Genomic DNA, 13,062 nt, shown 5'->3' on the forward strand with positions numbered 1-13,062 from the left:
TTTACGCCACATTGCCGGTTACGGGACGGGGTGTTTAAACGGTTTACGTCGCAGGTAGCGCCCTTGACCGGGGCTACCGGTAAATTTTCCGTCGCGAAAAACGGTATTGCCGCGCGACAGGGTGTGGCGAATTTCGCCCTGGCACACCCAGCCTTCCCAGGGGGAGTAATCGGCGTTGTCGTGCAGGTTTTCGTGGCGGATGGTGGTGGTACGGCGCGGGTCGATAATCACGATATCCCCGTCCGCGCCGGGGGCAATCTGGCCTTTATGCGGCCACAGGCCGAACAGTTTGGCCGGGGTGGCGCTGGTCAGGGCGACAAAGCGCTCGGGGGAAATGCGCCCGCTCATCACTCCGTGGGAGAACAGCAGCAACAGGCGGTTTTCCACGCCGGGCAGGCCGTTCGGGCAGCGGCTGAAATCGCCGCCGGAAAGATGCTGGCGCTGCGCCATGGAAAAGGTGCAGTGGTCGGTCGCCACCACGTCCACCGCGCCGTCAGCGATGCCGCACCACAGTTTGTCCTGCTCGCGCGCGTTGCGCAGCGGCGGGCTGAGAATAAACTTCAGCGCATCCTCCGCCTGGTAGCTGCGCTCATCCAGCAGCAGATACTGCGGGCAGGTTTCCACCCACACCGGCTGATGCTGCGCCCGCGCCAGCCGTAAGTAATCCAGCCCCAGGCCATTAGAGAGATGCACGATGTACAGCGGCGCATCGCCTGACAGATGCGCCAGGTTGATCATCCGGGCGATGGCTTCGGCTTCACACTCCAGCGGACGACTGAGGGCGTGATACATCGGCGCGGTTTTACCGGAGGCAATGAATTCGGCCCGCTTGCGGGCGATCGCCGCGTCGTTTTCCGGGTGAACCGTGGTCAGCGCGCCGGCGTCGTTCAGCCGCCGCAGTGCCTGCAATACTTCGTCGTCGTTGAGCTTGAATTGATAGGTCAGGTAGAGTTTAAAGCTGCTGATCCCTTCCTCTACCATCATCGGGATCTCGTCGAGAATGGCGTGGTTGATATGTTGGATCACGCCGTGAAAGCTGTAGTCGATCACCGCTTTATGGGCGGCGTAGCCGTGATACACCTCCAGCTGATGGCGCAGTTTGCAGCCCGCAGGCCCGAATCCCATATGGTCAATAATGGTTGTTGTACCGCCACACGCGGCGGCGCGGGTACCGGTAAAAAAATCATCACAGCTCCGGGCGATGCCGACGTCGATGTTGAAATGGGTATGCACGTCAATGCCGCCGGGCATCACGTAACACCCTTCGGCGTCGAGGGTTTCACAGGGCAATTCGGGGTTGATGGCGGGGGCGACCTGGCGGATATGGCCGTTTTCGATCAGCACGTCCTGGCGGGCCCGGCCGTCAGCGTTGACGATGGTGCCGTTTTGAATCAGTACACGCATAAACACTCCATAATCCCTCCGGCATTGAAGCCGGAGGGATGGCACAATGATTATTGTTTTTCTGTAGCAAGCCAGGCCAGTGGGATCGCGGCATACATGGCGGCGCAGGTAACCAGATGCGCTTTCCAGGTTTTCTCGTTCGGCGCATGCGCTTCCGGCTCTTTACCCGGACCGAAGCCGACTACCGGAATGCCGTGACGGCCCATGATCGAGACGCCGTTGGTGGAGAAGGTCCACTTATCGACGACCGGCTGCTGATGGAACAGGCCTTCATAGGCCGCCGCCAGCGCGCGAACCGTGAAGTGATCTTCTTCCACTTTCCAGGTCGGGAAGTAGCACTCGGTGGGGTAAACCAGGCCGGTCCATGACGGGCGGTCGTAGTTGTACATTGAGACCACCGCGTTAGCCTGCTGTACCGCCGGCAGGGCGCGGATTTCATCCAGCGCGCCTTCCCAGGTTTCGCCCCAGGTGAGACGACGGTCGATGGAAACCGCGCAGCTGTCCGCCACGGCGCAGCGGCTTGGCGAGGTGAAGAAGATTTCCGAAACGGTCAGCGTGCCTTTGCCGAGGAAGTCGTCATGACCTAAACGCTGGGACAATCCCTGGAGTTCGTTGAGGATCGGGCCCATTTTGAAAATCGCGTTGTCGCCGCGCTCCGGCGCAGAGCCGTGGCAGCTCACGCCCTGCACGTCGACGCGAATTTCCATACGGCCGCGCTGGCCGCGATAAATCTGGCAGTCGGTGGGTTCGGTGCTGACCACAAACTCCGGACGGATGCCGGACTGCTCGATGATGTACTGCCAGCACAGGCCGTCGCAGTCCTCTTCCTGCACGGTGCCGGTGACCAGCAGCGTGTAGTCATCTTCAAGGCCCAGGTCTTTGATGATCTTACCGGCATACACCATCGACGCCATGCCGCCTTCCTGGTCGGATGCGCCGCGCCCGCCGATCAGTTCATCGGTTTCCATGCCGGTGTACGGGTCGAAGTTCCAGTTTTTGATGTTGCCGATGCCGACGGTGTCGATGTGGGCATCCATGGCGACCAGGCGCGGGCCGTGGCCAACGTAGCCGAGAATGTTGCCCATCGGGTCGATTTCCACTTTATCGAAACCGACTTTTTCCATTTCCTGTTTGATGCGGTGAATAACGCGCTTCTCGTCGCAGCTCTCGCTGGGAATAGCGATCATGTCGCGTAGAAAACGGGTCATATCGTCTTTGTAGTGGTTCGCTTTTTCCAGAATGAGCGCGAACGGAATATGTTTAGCCATCTTTGATTCTCCAGTCTCAGGCTCCCCGTCCGACAGGGAGCGTCAATTCGTCAGTGTGAAAGTGCGCGGTGTTAACCCGGAATGCCGTGTTTGCCTTCCCAGACCACTTCGCGGTAGTGCTTCACGTCGGTATCGCCTTCGGTGCTGATCGCCAGCACCACGGCGTCTTTATCCAGCCCCAGTTTTTTCATTAAGGCGTCGCGCTGCGGATGGTAATGCACGGCAGCAAGCACCCCGAGGCCCACCGCGCCGGATTCGCCAGACACCACGCGATGATCGCTGCCGAGCGGGTTGCCCAGCACCCGCATCCCCAGCGCGGCGACGGCGTCCTGGCAGGAGATAAACTGGGTGGCGCAGTTGCGTAAAATCTCCCAGCCCAGCGGGTTTGGCTCGCCACAGGCCAGACCGGCCATGATGGTGGCCATATCGCCGCCGACGTTGACGATTTCGCCCTTCACGCCGGAGCGGTAAACGCAGTCGGCCAGTTCCGGTTCAACAATCACCGAGTGCAGATTGCGTGGACCGTAGACGTCCACCAGATAGCCGAGCACGCCGCCCGCCATCGCGCCAACGCCCGCCTGTAACAGAACGTGGGTGGGCTTCACGCCGATCGCATTCATCTGTTCGACGGCTTCGTCCGCCAGGGTGGCGTAGCCCTGCATGATCCACGTCGGGATGGTGGTGTAGCCTTCCCAGGCGGTGTCCTGCACCACTTCCCAGCCGTTTTGCTGGGCGTTTTTCATGGTCAGGCGCACGGTGTCGTCATAGTTCATGTCGGTGACGATGCACTCCGCGCCCAGCTTGAGGATGGCGTCCACGCGTTCCTGGGCCGATCCTTTCGGCATATACACCACGGCATTCTGGCCGAGCTGCTTCGCCGCCCACGCCACGCCGCGGCCATGGTTGCCGTCGGTCGTGGTGGCGAAGGTCATTTTTTCGCTGATGGTGGTTTTGATCTTCTCGAACGAGAAATCAGCGATGTTGATGTGGTATTTCTCGCACAGCAACTGGGCGATGGCGTAAGCGCCGCCCAGCATCTTGAATGCGTTGAGCCCGAAGCGCTGGGACTCATCTTTGACCAGGATTTTTTTTACGCCGAACAGCCCGGCGAGTTCGTCCAGCGCGTACAGCGGCGTTGGCTGATATCCCGCGATTTTCTGATGAAACTGGCGGGCCTGCTGCGCCTGTTTTTGCGAGAACAGCGGCGAGGTTTCACCGTTAAAAAATCGGTTATCGGCGATATCCATTTTCAATGCGAAAACTGACATATCCCATCCTTATCCTTCATAACATCGTGGGGAGCAGAGAGGCCGGCCCGCAGGCCGGCGGAGTGGATTATTTGATCCGTTTTTGGGCTTCCTGGAGCAGCTGTTCCAGCAGAACGCCGGGTTTGGCATATTTACGCGCGAGGATCATGGCGGCGATGATGTACGGCTTCCAGCTGGCTTCTTTATAAGTGGCGATGCGGTATTTCTCGAACACGCCTTCGGTAACTTCGCCCTCTTTACAGGAGACGCCGCTGATATCCGCAGGCAGGCAGTGCATGTACAGCGCCTCGCCTTTTTTGGTGAGCTTCATCATCTCTTCAGTGCAGTGCCAGTCTTTGTGGTTGGCGTTCTGCGCCAGGCAGGCTTTCTCCAGCGCTTTCAGGCCGTCGTGATCGTTGGCGCGCAGCAGGTCGGTACGCTGTTCCATCACTTTGTACGGCGCCCAGGACTTCGGATATACGATGTCGGCGTCTTTGAACGCTTCTTCCATGCTGGTCACCTGGCGGAAGCTGCCGCCGGAAGATTTGGCGTTATTTTTCGCCACTTCGATGACGTCAGGGATCAGGTCGTAGCCTTCCGGATGCGCCAGGGTCACTTCCATGCCGAAACGGGTCATCAGGCCGATGATCCCCTGCGGCACGGACAGCGGTTTGCCGTAGCTGGGCGAGTAGGCCCAGGTCATGGCGATTTTCTTACCCTTGAGGTTTTCCAGGGAGCCAAAGTGCTCGCGCAGCCAGGCCAGGTCCGCCATCGACTGCGTTGGGTGGTCGATATCGCATTGCAGGTTGACCAGGGCAGGGCGCTGGGGGAGTACGCCCTGTTTGTAGCCGTCATCCAGCGCGGCACCCACCTCGCGCATATAAGCGTTGCCGGCACCCAGATACATATCGTCGCGGATACCAATGGCATCGGCGCAGAATGCGATCATATTGGCGGTTTCACGCACGGTTTCGCCGTGGGCGATTTGCGATTTACCTTCGTCAAGATCCTGTTGCGCCAGGCCAAGCAAATTGAGCGCCGAGGCATAGGAGAAGCGGGTACGCGTGGAGTTATCGCGGAACACAGAGATGCCAAGACCGCTGTTGAAAACTTTTGTCGCAATATTTTCCGCGCGCAGTGTTTTCAGCGCGGCTGCGACGTCCAGCACTTGTTTTAATTCATCTGTCGTTTGCTCCCACGTCAACAAAAAGTCTTTCTCGTGGAGGTGAGAGTTCAGCGCATTGATATCCTTTATCAACTCATTAACAGTTTTCATTTTTAGATCCTGGTAGTGGAATGACAGGCAAGGTGGCATTTTGCTGTGTCAGGCATGGAAATAGCCGGGCATCGAGAAACGCGATTCACAGCGATATCTCTGTCTTAACAATAACTGTGCCAGGATCATTACCGACCCGTTTAATACCGCTTTACGGGGGCGATAATGAGAAATCAATCACAAATTAACGCCCTTAATTAACCATTATTTAATACGTAATCGTTTGGCTGTATTTACAGGCGAGAAACGGTGAAGGAATAAAATACGCCTTATTTACGGATCCAACGAAAAGCGCCGTCAATTTGATAAATCAAACGCTTTTATTCTCATATTGATAGAGAAATGTGATGTTTCTTCCATATTTTCTCCTGAGAATGATAAAGGAAAAGTGTTTTAATCAATATCCGAGGCGGACAGGTTAGTATCATAGGGTACAGATTATTCTCTCAGCGACTTTATAAATATCAACCAATTACGTGATATTCGAAGGTTAAGCTATGATACCCGCCAATACGCAATCCGTTTTGATGCAGATTCAGCCGACAATTCAACGCTTTGCCAGAATGCTCGCCAGCGTGTTGCAGCTTGAGGTCGAGATTGTTGATGAAAACCTGTGCCGGGTGGCTGGCACAGGATCGTACGGCAAATTCCTTGGACAGAAACTCAATACTAATTCGCGCTTATTGCGTTACGTGCTGGAAACTAAACAGGAAAAGGTCGTGACCCATTCGCGTTACGATCCCTTATGTGAAGGGTGTACCAGTAAAGATAATTGCAAAGAGAAAGCCTTTCTCGGCACGCCGGTAATATTCCAGGATAGTTGCGTCGGCGTGATAAGTCTTATCGCCGTCACCCATGAACAGCAGGAACATATTAATGATAACCTGCATGAGTTCTCTGATTATGTTCGACATATTTCGACAATCTTTGTTTCTAAATTACTGGAAGATCAAAACGGCAGCGGTAGCATTCGCAAAATATTCTCCACCATGATCGAAAATATGGATCAGGGCGTGCTGGTAGTGGGTGAGGATAGTCGCGTGCAGTTTGCCAATCTTACCGCCCTGAAAATACTTGGCATTACCCAGGGAAATATGATCGGCCAGAGCGTTAATTTCCGCCCGCTGACCTTTGAAAGCAATTTTACCCAGGGACATATGCAGCACATCGTCACGTTCGATGACAAAAGCGAACTGATCATCGGGCAGCTTCACCATGTGCAGGACCACCAGCTGTTCCTGATGGCGTTTCATCAGTCGCATACGTCGTCCGGCGTGGCGATTGCTCAGGATGAGCCGCATATTGAACATCTGGTCGGGGAATGCCGCCCGATGCGCCAGCTAAAACGCCTGATTAGCCGTATCGCGCCCAGCCCGTCGAGCATTTTGATTGTCGGGGAAAGCGGCACCGGCAAGGAAGTGGTGGCGAGGGCGATTCATCAGCTCAGCGACCGTAAAAACAAGCCTTTTATCGCCATTAACTGCGCGGCCATCCCGGAACAACTGCTGGAAAGCGAACTGTTCGGCTATGTGAAAGGCGCGTTTACCGGCGCATCCGCGAATGGCAAGACCGGGCTTATCCAGGCGGCTAATCACGGCACGCTGTTTCTGGATGAGATCGGCGATATGCCGTTAACGCTTCAGGCTAAACTGCTGCGTGCCATCGAAGCACGGGAAATCCAGCCCATCGGGGCCAGCCATCCGGTGCAGGTGGATATCCGCATTATTTCCGCCACCAACCAGAATCTGGAGCAATTTATTGCCGACGGGAAATTCCGCGAGGATTTGTACTATCGCCTGAATGTGATCCCGGTAAGTTTGCCGCCGCTGCGCGAGCGCCAGGATGATATGGAGTTGTTGATCCATTACTTCCTTCATCTTCATACCCGGCGCATCGGCCTGGTTTACCCGGGCGTGGCGCCGGAAGTGATGTTGATCCTCAAACGCTATCGCTGGCCGGGCAATTTACGAGAGCTGAGTAATCTCATTGAATACTTAATCAATGTGGTGCCGTCAGGGGAAGTCATCGACGCATCGCTGCTGCCGCCCAATCTGACCAACGGCGTGAAGCTGGCGGATACCGATATGAACACGGTTTTCGCCATGGCTCCCCGCGTGGATGAATCAGGCGGAACGGCGCTGGAAGAGATGGAAAAACAGATGATACGGGATGCCTTATCGCGCTACAGCAATAAAAAACAGGCGGCGGATGAGTTGGGGATCGGCATTGCCACCCTGTACCGCAAAATCAAAAAATATGAGCTACAGGCAGGGTGAATAGCGGGCACCTTGCGTGCCCGCTTCGGTTTATTCCTGTGGACGATCGCAGGCTTGCACGGTTTCCACGATCATCTGATACCCGGTACAGCGGCAAAGATTGCCTGCCAGGCCCTGGCGGATCTCCAGCACCGTGAAAGGCTTAGCGTGCGGTTTCGCCAGTAACGCGGTCGTCGCCATAATCAACCCGGGCGTACAGAAGCCGCACTGTACCGCGCCAGAACGGGTATAGGCATGCTGAACGGCAGACAACTGCCCGCCGATGGATTCGCCTTCCACCGTGCGGATGGATTTGCCTTCCACCCATGCCGCCAGATACAGGCAGCTGTCGATCGCCACGCCGTCCACCAGCACGGTGCAGGCGCCGCATTCCCCAACGCTGCACCCCTGTTTTACGCTCAGCAGCCCCTGCCCGCGCAGCAGCTCCGCCAGCGGCATCGCCGGCGAGGCGGTAAAGCGGAAGGGCGCGCCGTTAATCGAACAGTTCACGGTTATCCAGGCTTCATTTCTCATTGCAGTTTCCCTCCCGCGTTTTGTACGGCTTCGCTGACGACTTTTCGGGTCATGGTTTGGATCAGATGTAAACGGAACTCTTTGGCCGCGCGCCAGGAAGATCGCGGCGAAACGTCCTGCAACACGGCTTCGCTGATAGCGGCCAGGGTTTGTGGCGTTAATGGCGCGCCCTGCGCTGCCCGCTCAGCATGTAGACAGCGGATTGGCGTAGGCGCGGCGACGCCAAACGCCAGCCGTAACTCCTCAAACTTGCCGTCTTTGATAAGGCACCGCGCCGCGCTGCCGATGGTGGCGATATCCATCGCGTCACGCATCGCGTATTTAAAATGGGCGCTACCTGCCCCGCAAGCGGGCTGTGGCGGGAAATGAAACGCCACCAGTATTTCGCCCGCTTCCAGCGCCACGCTGCCAGGTCCGGTATGAAAGCCGATGACAGAAGTAAAACGCGTGCCGGAAACGGAAGCAATTTCCAGCGTGGCATCGTAAATCAGCGACGGCGTGGCGGAATCGGCGCTGGTGGCCCCGTTGCAAATATTGCCGCCATAGGTGGCGACGTTACGGATTTGCGGCCCGGCGATTGACGCGGCGGCGGCGCTTAACGCCGGTAGATGCTGCCTGACCAGCGGGCTTTCGATCAGTTCGGTAAAGGTGGTGCCGGAGCCGATGCGCATTCCGCCTTCGTGAGTCATTTCAATACCGCGCAGCGCCGCCAGACCGTGAATATCCACCACGTGGCGATAGCGGGCATTATGATGATGCAACTGGATCAGCACGTCCGTGCCGCCAGCCAGCAGCCGCGCCTGCGGATGCTGCGCCAGAAGCGCCGCCGCGTCGGCAATCCCTGTAGCGCGGTGATAGCTTTCGAAATCAAACATAGCGTTATCCTTAAATCAGACCCGCCTCGCGGAATTCACTGAACAGACGTTTCGGCGTCAGCGGCAGGGTATTAATCGCCACGCCGGTCGCCATCCGTACCGCATTGCGTATGGCTGCGGCGACCGGGATAATCGGCGGTTCTCCTAAAGACTTATGCCCGTAGGCCGATTGCGGTTCGTGGGTGTCTACAAACCCACACTCCAGTTCGGGGAGATCCAGCATGGTGGGCATTTTGTAATCCAGCAGATTCGGGTTGCGCACTACGCCGGTTTTTTCATCGATGATCATCTCTTCGAATAGCGACCAGCCGATGCCCATTCCCATCCCGCCGTGAACCTGGCCTTCTGCCAGCACCGGATTCAGGATGTGCCCGGAATCATGCATGTTGAGGATGCGGTTAATGGTGATTTTGCACAGGTCTACGTCCACGGTGAGATCGACAAAGGTGCAGCCAAACGCGGGAGGGTTAGTCGTGGTTTTCACTGACGCCTCTGCGGAAAGCTGCCCGCCGCGCTCGGGGTGATAAAACGCATCCATGGCGATGTCGGCGACCGACAACAGCGGCGCGTTCGGGCGCTCGGTCAGCACCACGTCACCGCGGTTTAGCGTCAGATTCATCGCTGACTGATGCAACATCAGCGCGGCATGCTGAAGGATTTTTTCACGCATCTGTAACGCTGCCTGACGCAGGGCCGGGGCCGCCACGTAGCTTTGCCGCGAGGCAAAAGCGCCCGGGTCGAACGGCGTGACGTCGGTATCCTGGGTTGAAATAACCCGCACCGAACTGACCAGTACGCCAACGGTTTCCGCCACCATTTGCGAGAACACCGTATCGGCACCCTGGCCGATTTCCGTCGCGCCGCTTTGCACGTTGATGGTGCCATCCTGGTTAAGCAGCAGCCGCGCGCCGGAAATCTCCACGCCTACCGGCCAGGTGTTTGAGGTATAGCTGAAGCAGGCCACGCCCACCCCGCGCCGCACATTGCCCTGTTGGCCCAGGCACGCTTCTTTGCGTTTATCCCATTCAAAAATCTCGCGGCCTTTTATCAGGCATTCCGGTAGCCCGGCACTGTGGATAACCTTTTGGTTGACCGGGTTGAGATCCCCTTCGCGCGCCGCGTTACGCAGGCGGATCTCCACCGGATCAATGCCCAGCTGTGCGGCGGCGTCGTCCAGCATGGCCTCCAGCGCAAACACCACCTGCGGCGCGCCGTAGCCGCGCATCGCGCCTGCTGAAGGCAGATTGGTGTAGCAGGTAGTAGCACGATAGCCAAAGGCGATACGCGGGTAGAGATACGGGATTTTGTTGCCGCCAGCCGCAGCGATGGAGTGGCCGTGGGACGCGTACGCCCCGGTATTCGACAGCACGTCCAGCATATAGCCTTTAAGGATGCCGTCGCGGGAAATGCCGAGTTGCCCGTCGATAGTAAAGGCGTGGCGAGTACGGGTGGCGGTAAAACACTCTTCACGGCTGAGCATCACTTTTACCGGGATGCCGCCCAGTTTTAGCGTCAGGAACGCCGCCATCGGCTCTTCCAGCACATCCTGCTTGTTGCCAAAGCCGCCGCCGACGTAAGGTTTAATCACCCTGATCCGCGACCAGGCGATATCCAGCGCCTGCGCGACAACGCGGCGAACAATGTGCGGAATTTGGGTACTGGAGACGATGGTGATACGCGCGTCCTCTTCCATCCACGCCAGGCTGGTGACGCCTTCCATATGGCAATGCTGAATAACCGGCGTTTGATAATGGCCGCCGATCTGATGATCCGCGTCGGCGATAGCCTTAACCGGATCGCCTGCGATGATTTCGCTGTGCTTCAAAGTATTGCCGGAAGGGTGGATCGCGACGGCATCTTCGGCCAGCGCGGCGTGAGGCGTAGTGATAACCGGCAGTTCTTCCCATTCGACCTTAACGGATAAAGCCGCTTTTTCTGCGGTGAGTTCATCGCGGGCGACCACGATGGCGACGCCATCGCCATAATGGCGGACGTGGCGCGTCAACAGCAGGCGGTCGGCGACATCGCGTTTGCCCGCATCGAGTGTCCAGGCGTGGCCCGCTGTCGCAAAGGGGATCTCCGGTACGTCTTCCCAGGTGAACACGGCGAGTACGCCGTTGAGCGCTTTCGCTTCTGTGCAATCAATTTTGCGGGCATAACCATGAGCGATGGGGCTTCGAACGTATCTGGCGTAGCACATTCCCGCCATCACATAATCGTCAGTATAGCGTGCGCGGCCCGTTGCCTTAGCAACGGCATCCACACGCATACAGGGCTCGCCCGTTGCGGCAGCTTCCCGTTGTTCCATTTTTCTCTCTCCTGATGTGACAGACGCTGTTCTTCAGTCAATAGAACGATCAGGCAAAATTTACGCCAGAAGAGAAAATGCCCGTTGCGCAAGAAGTAAACTGTGATGACCTTAAAAAATGTCCGGGAATAAATGAAAAGCGGGGGCGGTGATATATTGTCTCGTTATCATAATGACCAAAAAACTCTCATTCTGATAAGTATCATAACGTGCGCTGGAATTGGGCATCCGGCGTCAGGCTGCTATGATAAACCGTCATTTGTCTTTAAAGAGGATCTGTTTTGAGCGCGGGACGCCTGTCTGGAAATTCCTTTCGAATCGCTATGAGCCTGGTAATAGCACTGCTGATCGCAGGTTGTTCAGGCAATAAATCGTCGGATCCCGGAAGCTATTCCGGAGCTGTTTATACGGTGAAACGAGGGGATACGCTGTATCGGATTTCGCGAATGACAGGCACCAGCGTTAAAGAACTGGCCCGGCTCAATAACATCTCCGCGCCTTATACCATTGAGGTGGGGCAGCGGCTGAAAGTGAACGGCTCGACGAAAACCGCATCATCTTCCCGTAAATCGTCGGGTAAAACTGCAGGGGTGACGCCATCGTCCGCCGTACCGCAATCGTCATGGCCGCCGGTGGGCCATCGCTGCTGGCGCTGGCCAACGAGTGGGAAAGTGATCCTGCCATATTCCTCAGCGGATGGTGGTAATAAAGGGATTGATATTGCGGGATCTCGTGGGCAACCGGTCGTGGCATCGGGTGCCGGTACTGTGGTTTACGTAGGCAACCAGCTGCGCGGCTACGGCAACCTGATCATGATTAAGCATGGTGAAGACTACATCACCGCCTATGCGCATAACGAGACGTTACTGGTTAATAATGGCCAGAAAGTGAAAGCGGGGGAGAAAATCGCCACCATGGGCAGCAGTGGTGCAGACGGGGTACAACTTCATTTCCAGATTCGCTATCGCGCGACGGCTATCGATCCGCAGCGCTATCTTCCGCCGCCGGGAAAAGCGCCTTCGTGCTAAATGCTTAAAAGTGCATCAGTTAATCTGCAGGGTATTGCTCAGGGACCGTTAACGTCTATAATGCCTTGCACACCTTAAAGCGGGTGTAGTTCAATGGTAGAACGAGAGCTTCCCAAGCTCTATACGAGGGTTCGATTCCCTTCACCCGCTCCAGTTTCAAATCTCCCAAGCTCCACTCAAGTCTACTATCCACTGATTTTACTCGATTTTTCATCCTTTTTTCATCAACGCAATTCAACCTGAATGATCCCAAATCAATCCCTTATGTCGCACAGAAACATGTATTGATTCTCCTGTTCACCCTGAAACAAGACGCACAGGGAAATCTCAGAGGAGAAAACCATGCCTGTGCCTCTTACAGAGCGTGAGATACGCCGTGCGAAGCCTTCTGAGAAAACGTATACGAAAGCGGATGGCAACGGACTATATCTGTAAATCGAGCCTAACGGTTCAAAAAATGGCGTTTCCGTTATCGTTTTGAAGGAAAGGCGAAGAGGCTTTCTTTGGGGACGTATTTCTACGTTTCCTGACCCGAAGCCTGTAAAAAACATGATGAGGTTCAGAAGCGGGAAGCGGCGAGCACCAACCCGAGTGAAGTTGCAGTGAAAAGAAGTTAGCGCAGCAGGACAGGCCGGGAAATACTGTTAAAGTTATCGCAAAAAAAGGGGCCAGAGGCGCTATGGCTATTGGGCTGAATCTTATCGAACCGCACTGAAAATTCGCAGAGTGGTTACCTTGCGACAGGTGTACACAGAGCTTTATTTATGGGGAGAAATTTATAGTGAATCGTTTTACAGGATCTTGAATGGATTTCCGTATTCGCATCGATAAATTCATTCATACCTATAATTGTAGGATGTTTTATAT

9 protein-coding genes and 1 tRNA gene are annotated in these 13,062 nt (G+C 56.1%); 3 read left to right on the forward strand and 7 right to left on the reverse strand.

The features are described 5' to 3' along the window. Positions 1-18: 18 nt before the first annotated feature. The 4 genes from hydA to ygeW all read right to left on the reverse strand — a co-directional run bounded on the left by hydA (position 19) and on the right by ygeW (position 5,195). Positions 19-1,404: a dihydropyrimidinase gene (hydA, locus tag GV764_RS21575; protein ID WP_161662153.1), complete on the reverse strand. Its 1,386-nt coding sequence runs from the start codon at positions 1,402-1,404 to the stop codon at positions 19-21. A gap of 50 nt (positions 1,405-1,454) precedes the next feature. Beyond that, on the reverse strand, positions 1,455-2,672 hold the full coding sequence (locus GV764_RS21580) for a YgeY family selenium metabolism-linked hydrolase (RefSeq protein ID WP_161662156.1): 1,218 nt from the start codon (positions 2,670-2,672) through the stop codon (positions 1,455-1,457). A 71-nt stretch (positions 2,673-2,743) separates the two neighbouring features. Further along, entirely contained in the window at positions 2,744-3,940 is a 1,197-nt protein-coding gene (gene dpaL, locus GV764_RS21585) for a diaminopropionate ammonia-lyase (protein WP_161662158.1), read from the reverse strand. Between the two features lie 67 nt (positions 3,941-4,007). After that, positions 4,008-5,195 (reverse strand): knotted carbamoyltransferase YgeW, encoded by a 1,188-nt coding sequence (ygeW, locus tag GV764_RS21590; RefSeq protein ID WP_161662160.1) that lies wholly within the window; start codon positions 5,193-5,195, stop codon positions 4,008-4,010. Between the two features lie 497 nt (positions 5,196-5,692). Here ygeW and GV764_RS21595 point away from each other — a divergent pair, with 497 nt between their 5' ends. Beyond that, positions 5,693-7,471, forward strand: a complete 1,779-nt coding sequence (locus GV764_RS21595) for a sigma 54-interacting transcriptional regulator (protein ID WP_161662162.1) — start codon at positions 5,693-5,695, stop codon at positions 7,469-7,471. Between the two features lie 30 nt (positions 7,472-7,501). Here the strand turns inward: GV764_RS21595 and xdhC are convergent, their stop codons facing one another. From xdhC to xdhA, 3 genes are read right to left on the reverse strand one after another with little or no spacing between them, the layout of a single operon-like run. Beyond that, entirely contained in the window at positions 7,502-7,984 is a 483-nt protein-coding gene (gene xdhC / locus GV764_RS21600; RefSeq protein ID WP_161662164.1) for a xanthine dehydrogenase iron sulfur-binding subunit XdhC, read from the reverse strand. Next, positions 7,981-8,859 carry a xanthine dehydrogenase FAD-binding subunit XdhB gene (xdhB, locus tag GV764_RS21605; RefSeq protein WP_161662166.1) on the reverse strand — a complete coding sequence of 293 codons (879 nt, stop codon included), beginning with the start codon at positions 8,857-8,859 and terminating at the stop codon, positions 7,981-7,983. Before xdhB ends, xdhC begins: the two co-directional genes overlap by 4 nt. 10 nt (positions 8,860-8,869) lie before the next feature. Next, positions 8,870-11,167, reverse strand: coding sequence for a xanthine dehydrogenase molybdenum-binding subunit XdhA (gene xdhA, locus GV764_RS21610; protein ID WP_161662168.1), 2,298 nt, complete (start codon positions 11,165-11,167; stop codon positions 8,870-8,872). A gap of 281 nt (positions 11,168-11,448) precedes the next feature. On the opposite strand from xdhA, the gene actS reads away from it, so the two are divergent. Together actS and GV764_RS21620 are read left to right on the forward strand one after the other, a co-directional pair. After that, positions 11,449-12,195, forward strand: coding sequence for an amidase activator ActS (gene actS, locus GV764_RS21615; protein WP_161662170.1), 747 nt, complete (start codon positions 11,449-11,451; stop codon positions 12,193-12,195). Positions 12,196-12,274: 79 nt separating this feature from the next. Further along, positions 12,275-12,348: transfer RNA gene (locus GV764_RS21620), tRNA-Gly, on the forward strand. Positions 12,349-13,062: the final 714 nt, after the last annotated feature.

Origin of the sequence: Atlantibacter hermannii (assembly GCF_009907385.1) — a bacterium.
Taxonomy (GTDB): domain Bacteria; phylum Pseudomonadota; class Gammaproteobacteria; order Enterobacterales; family Enterobacteriaceae; genus Atlantibacter; species Atlantibacter hermannii_A.